Annotated in this window: 15 protein-coding genes; 3 read left to right on the forward strand and 12 right to left on the reverse strand. The window is 68.0% G+C overall.

All coding sequences use genetic code 11. The features are described from left to right. Positions 1-991: HNH endonuclease signature motif containing protein (locus tag VFW69_RS16825; protein ID WP_526502633.1), on the forward strand; the 991-nt coding region annotated here is incomplete at its 5' end. A 315-nt stretch (positions 992-1,306) separates the two neighbouring features. Here the strand turns inward: VFW69_RS16825 and VFW69_RS16830 are convergent. The 9 genes from VFW69_RS16830 to VFW69_RS16870 form a co-directional block, all read right to left on the reverse strand. Next, a complete protein-coding gene (locus tag VFW69_RS16830) occupies positions 1,307-3,097 on the reverse strand; it encodes an ABC-F family ATP-binding cassette domain-containing protein (protein ID WP_526502634.1) in 1,791 nt (596 codons plus the stop codon). A 24-nt stretch (positions 3,098-3,121) separates the two neighbouring features. Next, positions 3,122-3,808: an ANTAR domain-containing protein gene (locus VFW69_RS16835; RefSeq protein ID WP_526502635.1), complete on the reverse strand. Its 687-nt coding sequence runs from the start codon at positions 3,806-3,808 to the stop codon at positions 3,122-3,124. A 101-nt stretch (positions 3,809-3,909) separates the two neighbouring features. Beyond that, positions 3,910-5,025, reverse strand: coding sequence for an enolase C-terminal domain-like protein (locus VFW69_RS16840; protein WP_526502646.1), 1,116 nt, complete (start codon positions 5,023-5,025; stop codon positions 3,910-3,912). Then, a complete protein-coding gene (locus VFW69_RS16845) occupies positions 5,013-6,029 on the reverse strand; it encodes an SDR family oxidoreductase (RefSeq protein WP_526502636.1) in 1,017 nt (338 codons plus the stop codon). The genes VFW69_RS16840 and VFW69_RS16845 overlap by 13 nt, the downstream gene beginning before the upstream one ends. 31 nt (positions 6,030-6,060) lie before the next feature. Beyond that, positions 6,061-7,851, reverse strand: a complete 1,791-nt coding sequence (locus VFW69_RS16850) for a glycoside hydrolase family 15 protein (RefSeq protein ID WP_526502637.1) — start codon at positions 7,849-7,851, stop codon at positions 6,061-6,063. Next, entirely contained in the window at positions 7,844-9,541 is a 1,698-nt protein-coding gene (locus tag VFW69_RS16855; RefSeq protein ID WP_526502638.1) for a GMC family oxidoreductase, read from the reverse strand. Before VFW69_RS16855 ends, VFW69_RS16850 begins: the two co-directional genes overlap by 8 nt. Then, a complete protein-coding gene (locus VFW69_RS16860) occupies positions 9,541-10,287 on the reverse strand; it encodes a gluconate 2-dehydrogenase subunit 3 family protein (RefSeq protein WP_526502639.1) in 747 nt (248 codons plus the stop codon). The genes VFW69_RS16855 and VFW69_RS16860 overlap by 1 nt, the downstream gene beginning before the upstream one ends. Before the next feature lies 1 nt (position 10,288). Beyond that, entirely contained in the window at positions 10,289-10,813 is a 525-nt protein-coding gene (locus tag VFW69_RS16865) for a hypothetical protein (RefSeq protein ID WP_526502640.1), read from the reverse strand. A 37-nt stretch (positions 10,814-10,850) separates the two neighbouring features. Then, on the reverse strand, positions 10,851-10,991 hold the full coding sequence (locus VFW69_RS16870) for a hypothetical protein (protein ID WP_526502641.1): 141 nt from the start codon (positions 10,989-10,991) through the stop codon (positions 10,851-10,853). A 554-nt stretch (positions 10,992-11,545) separates the two neighbouring features. Between VFW69_RS16870 and VFW69_RS16875 the strand changes: the two genes are divergently transcribed. Further along, positions 11,546-14,572, forward strand: coding sequence for an alpha/beta fold hydrolase (locus tag VFW69_RS16875; RefSeq protein ID WP_526502642.1), 3,027 nt, complete (start codon positions 11,546-11,548; stop codon positions 14,570-14,572). Beyond that, the gene (locus VFW69_RS16880) at positions 14,569-14,784 is read left to right on the forward strand and encodes a Trm112 family protein (protein WP_526502643.1); all 216 of its coding nucleotides are present in this window, start codon (positions 14,569-14,571) and stop codon (positions 14,782-14,784) included. The genes VFW69_RS16875 and VFW69_RS16880 overlap by 4 nt, the downstream gene beginning before the upstream one ends. On the opposite strand, the gene VFW69_RS16885 is transcribed toward VFW69_RS16880, so the two are convergent. Genes VFW69_RS16885 through VFW69_RS16895 form a run of 3 tightly spaced genes read right to left on the reverse strand, consistent with a single transcriptional unit; the run spans position 14,750 to position 16,945 of the window. Continuing rightward, complete coding sequence (locus VFW69_RS16885; RefSeq protein ID WP_526502644.1) at positions 14,750-15,373, reverse strand: TetR/AcrR family transcriptional regulator; 624 nt, start codon at positions 15,371-15,373, stop codon at positions 14,750-14,752. The genes VFW69_RS16880 and VFW69_RS16885 overlap by 35 nt on opposite strands. Before the next feature lie 55 nt (positions 15,374-15,428). Beyond that, entirely contained in the window at positions 15,429-16,247 is an 819-nt protein-coding gene (locus VFW69_RS16890; RefSeq protein WP_526502645.1) for an ABC transporter permease, read from the reverse strand. After that, positions 16,181-16,945, reverse strand: a complete 765-nt coding sequence (locus tag VFW69_RS16895; protein ID WP_526502647.1) for an ABC transporter ATP-binding protein — start codon at positions 16,943-16,945, stop codon at positions 16,181-16,183. Before VFW69_RS16895 ends, VFW69_RS16890 begins: the two co-directional genes overlap by 67 nt. Positions 16,946-16,989: the final 44 nt, after the last annotated feature.

Consider the following 16,989-nt stretch of genomic DNA (forward strand, 5'->3'; position numbering starts at 1 on the left):
GTTTCCTCGCTGCGCGGCGGGCATGCGGGAGGGTCGACTGTCGCTGGATCAGGTAGGCGTCATCGCCGCACGGGCGGGCAAGGGTTCCGATGAGCATTACGCGCAGCTGGCGGGCTGCGCCACGGTCAACCAGCTGCGCACGGCGGTCAAGCTGGAACCGCGACCTGAACCCGATTCTCGGCCCGAACCGCAGCGCTCGATCACCACGACCGCCGACGAGCTCTCCCGCTGTTGGCGGATCCAACTTCCCCACGACGACGCGGCGAAGTTCGATGCGGCACTGGCGTCTCATCGTGATGCGCTGTTGGCCGAGTGGAAGCAGGATCACTCCAAGGGCGAGCGCACCGCACCGAATTGTCCCCCGTTGCCTACCACCGTCGAGGCGTTTATGCGCCTGGTGCAGGCCGGATGGGACGCCGAGGCGGCCCGCCGGCCACAGGGGCAGCACACCACTGTGGTGGTGCATGTCGACGTTGAGCAGCGCGCTGCGGCGCTGCATCTGGGTCCGCTGCTCACCGACGCCGAACGCCGATACCTGACGTGTGATGCCACGTGTGAAGTGTGGTTCGAACGTCACGGCGAGGTCATTGGTGCCGGCCGCGCGACCCGTGTGATCAACCGGCGGCTTCGCCGCGCGCTCGAGCACCGCCATCCCACCTGCGCTGTTCCCGGCTGTGGGGCCACCCGCGGTCTGCACGCCCACCACATCCGGCACTGGGAAGACGGCGGTCTGACCGAGCTGTTCAATCTGGTGTTGGTTTGCCCATATCACCATCGGTCGCACCATCGTGGTGTCATCACCATTGCCGGACCCGCGGACGATCTCATCGTCACCGACAGCTCCGGTCAACGGCTCAGCGCAGGATCGCTCGCGCGTCCTCCGAATCTTCCCCCGCCCGCTGTCCCACCGTGCCCCGGGCCCACCGGCGAGCGCGCCGACTGGTGGTGGTACCAACCGTTCCAGCCGCAGCCGCCACCGATAAACAACTAGGTTGGTTACCAAGGCCCGTCGTTACCGTCACTGCTCCAAAGCCCAAACGGGTTGATAAATAAAGGAATTCGTGCACGGTACCTGCTGCCATCGGATCTTGAAATCAAGACCGACAACCAAACCCGCAACCCCGCTCGCCCACCACCCGACGATCTACGCCACGCCCGCAACAATATCCCCGCTGACCTACGCACTAATTTGAGCCAAGTCGGGACTGAGTCGCTGACCGCATCGCGAAACCTGCTGCAGCTCAATACACCGGCGTCGACCCGCTGCGCTGCGCCCGGCTTCGTCGCGCTTGCGATCGCCGCAGGCTTACTCCAGCAGCTCGGAGAGCTCCAGCCAGCGGCTCTCCGTCTCGGCGACCTCGTCTTCGAGCGCGCGCAACTCCTGGGTGAGCCGGGTGATGCCGACGTGGTCGGACTGGTCGTGCGCGGCGAGTTCGTTGTGCTTGTCCTCGATCCGGTCCGCCAACCGCGCGAGCTGGCGATCGGCGGAGGCGACCTCTTTTTCCGCGGCTCGCCGTTGCGCGCCGGACATCGCCGGTGGCGCTGGGTCGGCGGGCCCCGTAGTCCGCGAAGATCCGGCGATCGCCTCGCTCGTCCGCTGCTCGGCCAGCCGCAGATACTCGTCGACGCCGCCGGGCAGATGCCGCAACCGGCCGTCGAGCACCGCGTACTGCTGATCGGTGACGCGCTCCAGCAGGTAGCGATCGTGCGAGACGACGATCAGGGTGCCCGCCCACGAGTCGAGCAGATCCTCCAGCGCGGTCAGGGTGTCGGTGTCCACGTCGTTGGTCGGCTCGTCGAGCAGCAACACATTGGGCTCCGACAGCAGCGTCAGCATCAGCTGCAGCCGCCGCCGCTCACCGCCGGAGAGGTCCTCGACGCGGGAGGACAGCTGGCCGCGGCCGAACCCGAGGCGCTCCAGCAGCTGCGCCGGGGTGACCTCGCGGCCGTCGACCTGATAGCCGCCCTGCAGCCCGCCCAGCAGATCGGCGATCCGGTCGCGGCCGACCGCGGCCAGCGCATCGTCTTGCTGGTCGAGCACCGCCAGCCGCACGGTCTTGCCGCGCTTGACGCGTCCCGTGTCGGGGGAGATGGTGCCGTCGATCAATCCGAGGAGGGTCGACTTGCCGGCGCCGTTGGCGCCGACGATGCCGGTGCGCTCGCCGGGAGCGATCCGCCACTCGATGTCGCGCAGCACCGGGCGGCCCCCGAACGTGACCGACACGTCGAGCAGATCGACCACGTCCTTGCCCAGCCGGGCGGTGGCCAGCTTGGCCAGCTCGACGGTGTTGCGTAGCGGCGGCACGTCGGCGATGAGCTGGTTGGCCGCCTCGATCCGGAACTTGGGCTTCGAGGTCCGCGCCGGCGCCCCGCGGCGCAGCCACGCCAGCTCCTTGCGCATCAGGTTCTGCCGCTTGGCCTCGGAGGCGGCGGCCATCCGGTCCCGTTCGACGCGTTGCAGGACGTAGGCCGCGTACCCGCCGTCGAACGGTTCGACGATCCCGTCGTGCACCTCCCACGTCGTGGTGGCGACTTCGTCGAGGAACCAGCGGTCGTGGGTCACCAGTAGCAGGCCGCCGGTGTTGCGCGCCCAGCGTTGTCGCACATGGCCGGCCAGCCAGGTGATGCCCTCGATGTCGAGATGGTTGGTCGGCTCGTCGAGCGCGATGACGTCCCATTCCCCGATCAGCAACCTGGCCAGCTGCACCCGGCGGCGCTGGCCGCCGGACAGCGTGGCAACCGTTGCCTCCCAAGCGATGTCGGAGACCAGCCCGGCGACCACGTCGCGGATCCGCGCATCACCGGCCCAGTGGTGTTCGGCCGCCTCGCCGACGAGCGTGTAGCCCACGCTGCGGTCCGGGTCCAGGGTGTCGGCCTGGCTCAGCGCGCCGACCCGCAACCCGCTGCGCTGGGTGACCCGGCCGGAATCTGGCTGTTGCTGTCCGGTCAGCAGCCGCAGCAGGCTGGATTTGCCGTCGCCGTTTCGCCCGACGATGCCGATGCGTGCGCCGTCGTTGACCCCGAGCGTGATGGAGTCGAAGACCACCTGAGTCGGATATTCGAGGTGTACGGCCTCGGCTCCAAGTAGGTGCGCCACTGGGCCGACCCTAGCGTCCTGTCGCTAGCCGAGGGTCAGCAGAGCCTGGTCCACTTGGCTTTGCGTTTCCGCCGACGCTGTGCTGGCCACGGCGTCCAGGAAGCGGCTCGCGACGTCGCGCAGCTTGAGGTTCGCCTCCTGGGAACGCCACACCAGAATGTCGAACGCCCGCTCGGCCGAGATGCCGTAGGCAATCATCAGCACGCCCTTGGCCTGCTCGATGCGGGCACGGGCATCGGCCACCGCCGACAACACGTTGGTGATATCGGTATGCAGGGAGTCGGTGACGTCGACGTAGAACCCGGACGTGCCGGCCAGCGCGCCGTTGCCGTCGACCATCCGATCGCCGGCGACGACGACGCAGCGGGTGCGTCCGGCCGTATCGATGATCCGGTGCCGGCTGCTGAACGGCTTTCCCTTCGTCACGCGGTCCAGCACGGCGGCCACCCGCTCCCGGTCGTCTGGATGCTTGTGTGCCAGCAGCAGTTCCGTGGTGGGCTCCACCTGTCCCGGCTTGTAGCCGTGCATCCGGGCCACCGCATCCGACCATTCCCAGCGATGCCCGTCGATGTAGAACCAGAACCGGCCGACGCGCTGTGGCTCGCCGAGACCCAGCACCAGGTCGACCGCACTCAGGTCGCTTTCCTCGACGACGTCAGACACCAGCGCCTCGCGGCGCTCAACAGTCTCGTCGTTGGAGTGCACCGTCATCGCGCATTTCCCCAATCCCCTTTGTGAAAACCATGGCATATCGATTCCCGTTTTTGCGCGCGTTCACTCCTCATGCGGCGCGCATGGGCGATACCTGACTATCAGGCCACTCGGTACCGCTCGGCGTCTTGGTGTTTGAACTCCAGGCCGAACCCTGGGCGATCTTGATCGGGTCGCAATGCACCGCCCTCGGGGGACAACGCGCCGTCGAAAAGCATCTGTTCGATGCGGTGGTGATCGTGGAAATACTCCAAATGCCGCAAATTGGGGATGGTGCTGGCGACGTGGGCGTGCAGGTTGGGAGCGCAGTGCCCCGAGACGTCCACGTTGTAGGAGGCGGCAACGGCCGCGGCGCGCACCCAGTCGGTGATGCCCCCGCAGCGCGTGACGTCGATCTGCAGGCAGTCGACCGCGCCGGCGGCGAGCATCCGGTTGAAGTAGGCCAGGTCGTAGCCGTACTCGCCGGCGGTGACGTCCGGGCTGACCTGGTCGCGCACTTCCCGCAGCCCGTCCAGATCATCGGAGGACACGGGTTCTTCGAACCACGTGACACCGTGGTCGGCCATGGCGTGGGCCACCCGGATCGCCTGTTTACGGCGGTAGCCACCGTTGGCGTCCACGTACAGTTCGGCGTCCGGCCCGATCACCTTGCGCGCCAGAGCAATCCGATCCAGGTCGCGACCTACATCGGAGCCCCACGACTCGCCGATCTTGATTTTGACGCGTGGGATCGTCCACTCGTCGACCCAGCGTTCGAGTTGGGCGCGGGTGGTGCGCTCGTCGTAGGTGGTGAAACCGCCGCTGCCGTAGATCGGCACTTCGGGATGCGCCATGCCGATCAACCGGCATACCGGTAGCTCCAACAGCTTGCCCTTGAGGTCCCACAGCGCGGTGTCGAGCGCCGAGATCGCACAGGACGCCAAACCGGGCCGCCCGTTGTTGCGCATCGCCACGACCATCGACTGCCACCGGGCCGGGATGTCCATGGCACTGTGTCCGGTGAGGGATTTGGCGAGCTTGCCGCCGATCAGCTTGGCGCACGCGCCGTCGGCATAGGTGTAGCCGATTCCGCGTCGGCCGGCGGCCACAACCTCGGCCAGGACCAGCGTGGTTGACGACCAGGACAGGGTGCCGTCGGCTTCCGGTGCGTCGGTGGGGATTTCATAGACCTGCGCGGTGACGTCCTCGATCCGCGCGTCGGGTGTCATCGCGCCCACCGGCGGCCCGCCCGCGCCGCGAGCCATGCGCCCAGCCCGGCGGCGCTCAGCGCGCCGCCACCGCTGACTATCGGGTGCTGGGATGCCCACAATTGCGGGCTGTGGGCATGCGACTTGTCGTCGAACTGGCCGTGCGGGCCGTGGTCGGTGCCCGGCTCCTGGTCCAGCGGCTGCCAGAGGTTGTTGGGCCGCTCGCGGTCGACGCGCTCGTCGGTCTGCTGGGAGTCGTATCCCGTGCGGCCGAGGTAGCGGTCCAGCAGCGGCGCGACGAACTTCTGCCCCAGCAGCGTCACCAGGGTGGAGTCGCCGACCCAATATTGTTTTCGCCCTGGATGATCGGCGGCATACAGGACGCCGCGGGCGGCCACCTCGGGCTGATAGATCGGCGGCACCGGCTGGGGATGGCGGGGGAGCCGGGACAGCACCCAGGAGAATTGCGGGGTGTTGACCGCGGGCATCTGGACGACGGTGATCCGCACCTTCGAGCCTTCGTGGAACAGCTCGCAGCGCACCGATTCGGTGAACCCATTGACGGCGTGTTTGGCACCGCAGTAGGCCGACTGCAACGGAATCGATCGCTGGCTGAGCGCCGAACCGACCTGCACGACGGTGCCGCGGTTGCGGGGGCGCATCTTGGCCAGCGCCGCCATGGTGCCGTGCACGTACCCGAGGTAGGACACCTCTGTCACGCGTTTGAACTCCTCGGCGCTGATCTCGCTGAACGGCGCGAACACCGACGTGAACGCGACGTTGACCCAGACGTCGATGGGACCGAAGGCGGCTTCGGCCTCGTCGGCGGCGGCGGCGACGGCCGAGTGATCGGCCACATCGGTCGGAATGGCCAGCGCCTTGCCGCCACCGGCTTCGACGTCGCGCGCGGCGCCGTCGAGCCCCGCGGCGCCGCGGGCGAGCAGGACGACATTGTCGCCGCGCTGTCCGAATTGCTGGGCGGTGGCGCGGCCGATGCCGGCGCTGGCTCCGGTGATCACCACTGTCTGTGTCATCGCAGAACTGCCTTTCGCTTGGTTGGAGCAATCACTCATGGCGAGCATCGTCGTCGGTAAGGGTGGCCGTGCATTCGAGCATCAGCGCGTGTGCGAACGCTTGCGGCAGGTTGCCGCGGAGTTGGCGCTGCCGCACGTCGTATTCCTCGCAGAACAGCCCCGGCGGCCCGCACGCGGCGCGGTTGCGTTCGAACCAGCGCATCGCGCAATGGCCGTGGCCCAGTTGATCTTCGGCCAGCGCCATCATGAATCCGCAGAGCAAAAAGGCGCCCTCGGCGTCGCCGAGTTCGCGCTCGTCGTGCCGGAAGCGGTACACGAACCCGTCCTCGGTGAGTTCCCGGCGAACGGCGTCCAGGGTGGCCCGGGTGCGGGGATCCTCGGCGGGAACGGCGCCGCGCACCGGCGGCAGCAGCAGCGAGGCGTCGACCCCCGTCAGCCGCGGGCTGCGTTGCCAATAGCCGTGCGGGTGCAGGCTGCTCGACGCGGTGTCGGCCAGGATCGCATCGGCCAGCGAGGCGCAGGCCGCCACGTCGGGACCGGCGCCGGCCAGCTTGGCGACGGCGCGCAGCCCGCCTACGCAGGCCAACCGGGACTGCGTCCAGTGCTCGTCGTCGATTTCCCAGACCCCGGCATCCGGTTCGCGCCAGCGCTTCTCGATTGCCCCGATGGCGGTCTGCGCCGCGCGCCACCCATCGGCATCGAGCCGGTCGGCGGCACCCGCCTTGGCCAGCAGCTGCAGCGCCTCACCGAAGACATCGAGCTGGAATTGCTGATTCACCCAGTTGCCGACCTTGTCGGTGCCGCCGGGATACCCGGGCAGGTCGAGCGCTTCTTCGCCGGGCACCGCGCCGCCCGTGACGGTGTAGGCGGGTTTGAGGTTCGGGCCGTCCTCGAGCAGTCGGCCGCCGACGAATTCGACCGCCCGGTCCAGCAATTCGGTCGTGCCGACGGCGGCGGCGGCCAAGCCGGCGTAGACCTGGTCCCGGATCCAGGCATACCGGTAGTCGTAGTTCTGATTGGTGTGCGCGCGTTCGGGCAGGCTCATCGTGGCCGCGGCCACCATGCCACCGCCACTGCTGGTCAGCCCGCGCAGCACCGCATAGGAGTGGCGACCGTCGCGGGGGGCGATGGTGCAATCCAGCCGGGGCACGCTGCGCTGCCAGGCGGCCGCGGTGGCGTCCCAGGCCAGATCGGGGTCGGGTGGCTGGTCGGGCAGCGCGCGTTCGGACAGCTCCAGCACCAGGTCGTGTTGCTGGCCCTCCTCGAGGGTGATCTCACAGGTGAGTAACTCGCTTTTGTCGTGCGCGGCTTTGACGGTGCGCGCGTCGCAGCCGGCCAGCCAGCGCCAGCGCAACCGGCCCGACCGGCCGCTCCAGACCCCGCCATCGGAAGTCGGCTGGCCGAGGCCGTGCCGGCCGAAGCCCGCGCCCGGCGCCAGCAGCACCCGCACGCGCGCCGTCCCGCGGCACACCGTGAGCCGCCGCAGCAGCACTACCCGGTCCCGGTCGCCCGGAAAGGCCAGCGCCTCACGGCATTCCACGGTGCCGTCGCGGGTGATCCAGCGGTTGCGCCAGATCAGGGTGCCCGGCTCGTAATAGCCACCCCACACGTGCCGGATGTCGGTCGGGGTGATCGCGTAAATACCGCCGCCGCCAATGAGATTGGAGAAAACGGCATCGGAGTCCCAGTGCGGCGCGCACATCCACGCCACGTCGCCCTGCGGGCCGATCAGCGCGCCGCGTTCACCGTCGGCGAGCAGCGCGTATTCACGCAGCACCCGGGGCGCAAAGGTCGTCTCGATGTCGATCGTTCGGTCAGCCACGCGCTCCCGCCTCCGACCTCCGTCCCGCGGCGGTATCGATCTTCCCGCCGGCCAGCCGCTCGGCGAGCCGCGAGGCCAGCGCCATGATGGTCAGTGCGGGGTTCGCCGACCCCTGGGTCGGGCACACCGAGCCGTCGGCGAGGAACAGGTTGGGTACGCCCCACACGCGTTGATCGGAGTCGACGACCGAGTTTTGCGGGCTGGTGCCCATGCGCGCGCCGCCGATCAGGTGGGCGAAGCGCTCGATGGTGAGCAAATCCTGGGCGTCGGCGGCGTGCAGGATGTCGTTGATCACCTTGGTGGAGTAGGCCATGTTGGCCTTGTCGTTGTCGCACAGCGTGTAATCGAAGCGCGCCACCGGGATGCCGTACGGGTCATTTTCGTCGGCCAGCGTCACGCGATTTTCCGGCAGTGGCAACAACTCGTTGAGTACGCCGACCGTCGCCCAGTGGTTGTAGTCGCGCATGTATTCCCGCATGGCGCGGCCCCAATGTCCTTCGGCGAGCACGTGTTCGGCCCAGCCGATAGGCATGGGCGACACGGTCTGGATGGCGAAGCCGCGGGCGAAGCCACGGGACTGGTCGGTTTCGTAGAACTGTTCGGAGGTGACCTCTGGGGGCGGCGCCTTGTACATCCGCACCTCCTCGGACCACCGGCCCGCGGACTGGGTGGCGCCCTGCACCATGACGTAGCGCCCGACCTGATCGTCGTTGTTACCCAGCCCGTTCGGGAAGCGGTCGCTGGCGGAGTTCAACAGCAGCCGCGGTGTTTCGATCGAATACCCGGCAACGGCAACCACTTTGGCGCGTTGCAGGCGCTCCTTGCCGCCCACCTCGTCGTAGTAGACCACGCCGCGCGCCGCGCCGCTCTCGTCGAGCTCGACGCGCGAGGCCATGCAGTTGGCGCGGATCTCCACGGCGTGGGCCAGCGCGTCGGGAAGGTGCGTGACGTACGGGCTGGCCTTGGCGTTGACCTTGCAGCCCTGCAGGCAGTAGCCCCGGTAGATGCAGTGCGGACGGTTGCCGAAGGTGCCGTTGACGATGCCGACGGGCCCCACCCGCATCTCGATGCCCAGTTTGATCGCGCCCCGCCAGATCTTGGCGGCCGCACCCGAAATCGGATGTGGGGCAAAGGGGTAGCGATGCGGATCGCCCCAGGGCCAGTTCTGGCCGGCCACCGGCAGCTCGAGCTCGACCTGCTCGTAGTGGCGCCGGATGTCCTCGTAGCGGATGGGCCAGTCCGCCCCGACCCCGTCCCGGGTGTAGGTCTGAAAGTCGCTGGGGTGAAACCGCGGGGTGTACCCGGCGTAGTGCACCATGGAGCCGCCCACCCCACGCCCGGAGTTGTTCTTGCCCAGCTCGATTGGGTCGTCGCCGCCGATGATGCGTTTCTGTGTCCAGTACAGCGCATGGGAACCGGCCTCGTCGGAGACCCAGTCCTCGTCGGGGTGCCAGAACGGGCCGGCCTCGAGGATCACGACCCGCCAGCCCTCACGCGCCAGCCGTTGCGCCAGCACCGAGCCGCCGGCCCCGGCGCCCACCACAACCAGATCGACCTCGTCGTCGTCGGCGTAGCGGCGCATGGTCTTCTCGCCGGGCAGGTCGCGCGTGTGCACGTCGAGCAGGAATCGCGAATCGTTGTCCTTCGGTTCGACCGCTCCCTTGAACAGGCCCCGCAGGAGGTCGCCCATCACAACTCTCCGTTGCTCACGATTTGCACCGGATCCTCGTCGGTGGCGCCGCGGGTCTCGTACGGTTCGCGCGCGGCCGCCGGGCCGGTGGCGCCACCGAGGCGCATGAAACCGCGCGGGTAGGCGGGGCCGCCGAACCCGATCTCGTTCCACGCCCATGGGTGGGAGTAGAAGCCCGACAAGGTCATCCGCATGCACACCGACCACGCGCGCTTGACGTTCAGGCTCTCCCACGCCCCACCCTGCAGATCCGCCTGTGAGAACTTGTCGATGATCGCTTCGCGGGTAAGGACATCGGCCTCGGCGAATGAGGATCCGCCGTGGTGGACCGATGCGGTCTCGTTGAGCCCGCGCAGCACCAGCCGCCAGGTGTCGCGGTCGTCGGGCATGTCCGCGTACTGGTAACCGTCGAGGCGCCCGTCTGCGAGCTTGGAGTCGACGGACTCGGCCACCGGCACTCTCGGCTCGACATCCTGCGCCAGCACCGTGTCGCAGAACGCGCGCAGGCACGGCTCGTCTTCTGGGGTGAAAAACCGCAGCGGGCCGGGCGGTTCCAGCCGGGCCAGCACCACCTTTCTGGTGGCCTCGTCCCACGTGTCGGCGGTTTGGAGCACGTCGTAATCGGGGTAGCGCCCGATCATCTGCGGCGTGGTGCCGCGGCGTTGCTTGGGCAGCCACGACGGGTGCGGTGGCTTGCCATCGGGGCGCAGGTTGGGCAGGTGGTCGGGGCGTGAGGTGTTGGCCATCTCAGGAATCCGAGCGCCCCTGGTCCCGGAACCGTTCGCGGCGCAGGATCGACGCCAGCAACCCCATTCCGCCGACCATGCACATCAGCCCCGGCGCCGCGATCGGCGGCCCCATCGGCACGTTGTAAGACGCGTTCTTCCACCCGCCCGGCTTGCGGGCAACCCCGCGCGCGTGCAGGTATTCGCCCATCAGCCCGTTGGCCGTGTAAATGCCCGCGGTGATAGGCAGCCAGAGTTTGGCCCAGCGCCGCGAGAACACCCCACCGATTCCCGCGACGACCACCGGGGGAGTCACCACGATCGGGCTCCACATCCATTTGTTACCGAAGCTGGCTTTGTAGTGCTCGAAGTAGATTTCGGCCGTCGTGACCAGTGCCGCCACCGCGGTCAGCCCGGACAGCGAGCGTTCGAACCGGCCGTGGGCGACGTCGTACAAAGCTCGCCCGGCCAGATGTTGGACCTCGCCCAGTCCATCGCTGCCGGCGGTGCGGCCTTTTCGACCTCCGCCGTTGCCCAGCAACAACATTTGTCTCCCTTTCTCGCGCGTTTGCCCAGGCCGGCGATTACCGGTGCCGGCTGATTTCGGTGGAGAACTTGTCGGCGCTTTGCGCGCCGACCACGCCGACCACACCGTGGTTCGGTGACCGCAATGCGGTGATGACTTCGGTGGCGGCCGCGCCGACGAATTCCGTCGTCGTGTCCATGAAGCGACCTCGCCTTCGGGCTAGAAGGGAACACGGTCCGGCGGGCTCCGGTCCCGGCACTGTCACTGCCGTACTGGTCGCGAAAGCTGCCCAGAGAACCCCACGCGCCCAGCTGTGTCTTTCAACCGAAGTGGTCTCGACGACGCGTCGCGACCGAAGCGCATCGGCTGTGTACCCCCCGCCATACTGCGCAAACGAGTTCGCAGCTGGTTCTCAGCGTGCTTTAAGGAGCGCAGCCATGCCGCCGTCGCGATACCCGCCGCCGAGGCCGACCCGCCTTTGGATTACTGCGCCGACCGCACCGCGATGATGCCCAAACGGCGTCGCACCCGCGCTCAAAACCGCACGGATCGCGTCGCCACCGAACGTCGGCAAAACCGCGACGCACGGGCGGCCCAAGCGGCCCCACCGGTGATCCAGGGCTGGCCCATCACCCACGGGTTCGACGAGGATCCGCCACCGTTCTCACGGGGCCCAGTCCCGGGTGCCCGCCTCCTGCCGAGCCGCGGCCGTTGACGCCCATTTAGGGAACCACTGCCCTTCTAGCTGGCCTGATGTGCCATGATGTCCAAGCTGTCAAGACTCAGGGAGCAGCAGTGGATCTCAATTTTTCGATGGTCACGCGACCGGTCGAGCGGCTGATCGCTACAGCGCAGAACGGGCTGGAAGTCTTGCGACTGGGCGGCTTGGAAACCGGGAGTGTCCCGTCGCCGGCTCAGACCGTCGAGAGCGTGCCGATGTACAAGCTCCGGCGATATTTCCCGCCGGACAGCCGGGGTGGCCGGTCGCCCGTCGGGCCGCCGGTGCTGATGGTGCACCCGATGATGATGTCCGCGGACATGTGGGACGTCACGCGCGACGAAGGCGCGGTGGGAATCCTGCACGCCCAAGGGCTTGACCCCTGGGTCATCGACTTCGGCGAACCCGACAAGGTCGAGGGCGGTATGCGTCGCACCCTGGCCGACCACATCGTCGCGCTCAGTCAGGCCATCGACACGGTGAGGGAAACCACCGGCAGCGACATCCATCTGGTCGGCTATTCGCAGGGTGGCATGTGGTGCTACCAGGTTGCCGCCTACCGGCGTTCGAAAAGCCTGGCCAGCATCGTCACCTTCGGTTCGCCAGTGGACACCCTGGCCGCGTTGCCCATGGGTATTCCGGCAAACTTCGCCGCGCCCGCGGCCAACTTCATGGCCGACCACGTCTTCAGCCGGCTGGACATCCCGAGCTGGATGGCGCGGACCGGCTTCCAGATGCTCGATCCGCTCAAGACCGCCAAGGCGCGCGTCGACTTCGTGCGCCAGCTGCACGACCGGGAGGCGCTGCTCCCGCGCGAGCAGCAGCGCCGGTTTCTCGAGCGCGAAGGCTGGATCGCCTGGTCGGGCCCGGCGATCTCCGAACTGCTCAAGCAGTTCATCGCCCACAACCGGATGATGACCGGCGGGTTCGCCGTCAACGGGCAAATGGTCACGCTCACCGACATCACCTGCCCGGTGCTGGCCTTCGTCGGTGAAGTCGATGACATCGGGCAGCCGGCCTCAGTGCGTGGTATCCGGCGGGCGGCACCGGACGCCGAAGTGTACGAATCCACCATCCGCACAGGTCATTTCGGTTTGGTTGTCGGATCCAAGGCGGCGCAACAGAGTTGGCCGACTGTCGCCGAATGGGTGAAGTGGCTGTCCATCGGAGGCGACAAACCGGACAGCATCGACCTGATGGCCGATCAGCCGGCGGAGCACACCGACAGCGGCGTCGCCTTGAGCTCCCGGCTCGCGCACGGAGTCGGTGAAGTCTCCGAGGCGGCGCTTGGGCTGGTGCGCGGCGCGGCCAACACCGTCGTCACCGCCAACAAGTCGGTGCGCACCCTGGCCATCGAGACGGCCCGCACCATTCCGCGACTGGTCCGCCTGGGCCAGATCAACGACCACACCCGGATTTCGCTGGGCCGCATCATCGAAGAACAGGCCCACGACGCGCCCCAGGGCGAATTTCTGTTGTTCGACGGTCGCGTGCACACCTACGACGCGGTCAACCGGCGCGTCAACAACGTCGTTCGCGGCCTGATCGAGGTCGGGGTCCGGCAGGGGGACCGCATCGGCGTGCTGATGGAGACCCGGCCCAGCGCACTCGTGGCCATCGCCGCGTTGTCCCGGCTCGGTGCCATCGCGGTGGTGATGCGGCCCGACGCCGATCTGGCCGCCTCGGTGCGGCTCGGGGGAGTGACTGAGCTGCTCACCGACCCCACCAACCTCGACGCGGTGCGAGGGTCCGACCGCCAGGGGCTGCGGCAGGTGCTGGTCCTCGGCGGCGGGGAGTCGCGTGATCTGCACCTGCCCGACGACTCCGACGTGATCGACATGGAGCAGATCGACCCCGATGCCGTCGAGTTGCCCGGGTGGTACCGACCCAACCCGGGGCTGGCCCGGGACTTGGCGTTCATCGCGTTCAGCGCGGCGGGTGGCGAACTGGTGGCCAGGCAGATCACCAACTATCGCTGGGCGGTGTCCGCCTTTGGTACCGCATCGACGGCCGCGCTGGACCGCCGCGACACCGTCTACTGCCTGACGCCGCTGCACCACGAGTCGGCGCTGCTGGTCAGTCTTGGTGGCGCCGTGGTCGGCGGCACTCGCATCGCGCTGTCGCGCGGCCTGGACCGGGACCGATTCGTCCAGGAGGTGCGTCAGTACGGCGTCACCGTGGTGTCCTACACCTGGGCCATGCTCCGCGAGATCGTCGACGATCCCGCGTTCGTGCTGCTGGGCAACCACCCGGTGCGGCTGTTCATCGGTTCCGGCATGCCCACCGGCCTATGGGGGCGCGTCGTCGAGGCGTTCGCGCCCGCCCACGTCGTCGAGTTCTTCGCCACCACCGACGGACAGGCGGTGCTCGCCAACGTGTCCGGCGCCAAGGTGGGCAGCAAGGGCCGCCCGCTGCCGGGCGCCGGGCGAATCGAGTTGGGCGCCTATGACGTCGAGCACGACCTGATCCTGGAGAACGAGCGCGGCTTCGTGCAGATCGCCGAACCCAACCAGGTCGGCGTCCTGCTCGCCGCGTCCAACGGCCCAATCGATCCGAGCGCGTCGGTCAAGCGCGGCGTCTTCGCCGCCGGCGACACATGGATCTCGACCGAGTACCTGTTCTACCGCGACGACGATGGTGACTTCTGGCTGGCGGGCCGGCGCGGCTCGGTGGTGCGCACCATGCGCGGCCTGGTCTTCGCCGAGCCCGTGACCGACGCGCTGGGTTGCATCAACGGCGTCGACCTCGCGGTGACCTACAACGTTCCGGTGGGCGACCACGAGGTGGCGGTGTCGGCGGTCACGCTGTCGCCGGGGGCCTCCATCACCGCGGCCGACCTGACCGAGGCCTTTGCCAAGATTCCGATCGGTCTGGGGCCCGACGTCGTGTGCGTGGTGCCGGAGATGAACCTGAGCGCGACGTTCCGGCCCACTGTCAGTGCGCTACGGGCGGCCGGGATTCCGAAGGCCGGGCGTCAAGTCTGGTACCTCGACGCCGACGCCAACCAGTACCGCCGCCTGACCAGCGGGGCCCGTTCCGAGCTGAGTGGAGCGCAGTCATGATCGACGATGCACTGCTGAGCATCTTGGTGTGCCCGGACGACCGGGGCCCGCTGGTACTGGTGGGGTCCGAACTGCTCTACAACCCGCGGTTGCGGCGCGCCTACCGCATCGAGGACGGCATCCCGGTGCTGCTCATCGACGAGGCCCGCGACGTTGGCGACGACGAGCACGCTCGGCTCATCGCGCAAGGCCGTCCGGCAGATCCCCGGTGAGGTAGCGCTGCAGGTTCGGCGCGACGGTCAGCGCGATCTGCTCGGCCGGTAGCGACTTGAACGGCTCCAGTTGCAGGATGTAGCGCGCCATCACCACGCCCACCAGCTGTGACGCGACGAACTGGATGCGGGTGGTACCGCTTCCCGGTGGGGTGTCCACGCGCGGACCAACTTCCGCTGTTATCACGTCCTCGATGAAAGTCCGGAACAGGTTGACCTCTTCGCCGGCCAGGATTGATCGCAGCGCGGCAATGAACGCAGTACCGACCTCGGAATCCCACAGCGGCAACAACATTGACGGGATCCGGTAGCCCAGTTCGGAGACCGGCACCTCGCGCAACGGGCCGATGATGGCCATCGGGTCGATCGGGATGTTCACGGCCGCGGCGAACAGCTTCTCCTTGGTGCCGAAGTAGTGATGCACCAACGCCGAGTCCACCGCGGCCGCCGCGGCCACCGCGCGGATCGAGGTGTTACGAATCCCATTGCGCGCAAACAGCTCCCGTGCGCTGTCCAGAATGCGGTCGCGGGTGTCGGAGTTCCCGGCCGGCCGCCCCCGCCGCCGGCGCCCGGCGCTGGTAGCTGTCACTCGGACCGTCCGTGGCGACCCGCTGCGCCCGCCCGCGCCGCGCTTGCGATCGCCACTAGGGCGTCCGTCGCCGCAGCGTCGCCGCGGCCAGGCACAGTGCCGCCAATGCGAAGCCCAGCACCACGACGATGTCGCGCACCGCGATGAACGTCAGTTCCGGTTGCGCACCCACCTGTTGCAAGGCCTCCAGCGCGTAGCTGGCCGGCAGCACATTGCTGATCCATTGCAGCCAGTGTGGCATCAGCGCGCGCGGCACGATGATGCCGGCCAGCAGCAGCTGCGGCACCATCACCAGCGGGATGAACTGCACGGCCTGAAACTCTGTGCGGGCGAACGCACTACACAACAGGCCTAAACCGACGCCCAGCACGGCGTTGACGATCGCGATGACGAACACCCACGCCGGGCTGCCGGCCGTGTCGAAATCCAACAGCCAAAACGACACGATGCACGCCAAAATCGCCTGCGCCGCAGCGGCGATGGAGAAGGCCGTGCCGTAGGCGATCAGCAGATCCAGGCGGCGCAGCGGCGTGGTCAGAATGCGCTCCAGCGTCCCGGAGGCACGTTCGCGCTGCATGGTGATCGCCGTGATGATGAACATCACGAACAGTGGGAACAGGCCCAGCAGGATCAGGCAGGCGTTGTTGAACGGGGTTGGCCCACCGGGGCGGTGCGGGGCGTTCTGGAACATGAAGTACATCAGGCTGATCACCAGGACCGGCACGAACAGGATCATCGCGACGCTGCGGTGATCGGCGACCAACTGGCGCAAGATTCGCGCGGTGGTCGCGGTGTAGCCGCGCAGGCTCAGCCCGCTTCGCGCATGGTGCTGCGCTTGATGATGGACAGAAACGCGTCCTCCAGTGACGTGCATCCGGTGTCCTCTCGCAGTTGGGTTCCGGTGGTGTGGGCGACCAACCGCCCGTCGCGCATCAGCAGCAGGTCGCCGCAGTGGTCGGCTTCGTCCATCACGTGGCTGGAGACCAGCAGCGTGGTCCCGGTGCGGGCCAGCTCGGTGAACTGTCCCCAGAGGTCCGCGCGCAGCACCGGGTCCAGGCCCACGGTGGGCTCGTCGAGCACCAGCAGGTCGGGCTGACAGACCAGCGCGCACGCCAGCGACACCCGGGTGCGCTGACCGCCGGAGAGGTTGCCGCACAAGGCGGTCCGGTGATCGGTCAATCCGACGCGGTCGATGGCGGCATCGGCGGCCTGGCCGTCGAACCCGTAGAGCGCCGCGAAATAGCGAACGTTGTCCACGATCCGCAGGTCGTGGTAGATGGTCGGGTCCTGCGGCAGGTAACCGATGCGGTGGCGCAATTCGGCGCTGCCGGCCTCTTCGCCGAGCACGGTGACGGTGCCCTTGGAGATGATCTGGGTGCCGACGATGCAGCGGATGAGCGTGGTCTTGCCGCAGCCGGACGGTCCGAGCAAGCCGGTGATGCTGCCCTTGGCGATCTGCACCGAAAAGTCGTGCAGGGCTGGGCGTTTGCCGCGGATGACGCGCAGGTGCTCGATGTGCACCGCCGGCTCCGCCGGCCCGGCAATTAATTCATCGTGCGATGAACTCATCATGCGATGAATAATCGTCCGGTCGCGCTGGGTTGTCAAGACCCCCC

Origin of the sequence: Mycobacterium sp. (assembly GCF_036273375.1) — a bacterium.
In the GTDB taxonomy this organism is placed as follows: Bacteria; Actinomycetota; Actinomycetes; order Mycobacteriales; family Mycobacteriaceae; genus Mycobacterium.

Coding starts and splice junctions, on each gene's coding strand:
- VFW69_RS16835 (WP_526502635.1), bottom strand. CDS start 3,808: ATGACGGTGCACTCCAACGACGAGACTGTTGAGCGCCGCGAGGCGCTG.
- VFW69_RS16845 (WP_526502636.1), bottom strand. CDS start 6,029: ATGACACAGACAGTGGTGATCACCGGAGCCAGCGCCGGCATCGGCCGC.
- VFW69_RS16855 (WP_526502638.1), bottom strand. CDS start 9,541: ATGGGCGACCTCCTGCGGGGCCTGTTCAAGGGAGCGGTCGAACCGAAG.
- VFW69_RS16860 (WP_526502639.1), bottom strand. CDS start 10,287: ATGGCCAACACCTCACGCCCCGACCACCTGCCCAACCTGCGCCCCGAT.
- VFW69_RS16865 (WP_526502640.1), bottom strand. CDS start 10,813: ATGTTGTTGCTGGGCAACGGCGGAGGTCGAAAAGGCCGCACCGCCGGC.
- VFW69_RS16870 (WP_526502641.1), bottom strand. CDS start 10,991: ATGGACACGACGACGGAATTCGTCGGCGCGGCCGCCACCGAAGTCATC.
- VFW69_RS16875 (WP_526502642.1), top strand. CDS start 11,546: ATGTGCCATGATGTCCAAGCTGTCAAGACTCAGGGAGCAGCAGTGGAT.
- VFW69_RS16880 (WP_526502643.1), top strand. CDS start 14,569: ATGATCGACGATGCACTGCTGAGCATCTTGGTGTGCCCGGACGACCGG.
- VFW69_RS16890 (WP_526502645.1), bottom strand. CDS start 16,247: ATGCACGTCACTGGAGGACGCGTTTCTGTCCATCATCAAGCGCAGCAC.
- VFW69_RS16895 (WP_526502647.1), bottom strand. CDS start 16,945: ATGATGAGTTCATCGCACGATGAATTAATTGCCGGGCCGGCGGAGCCG.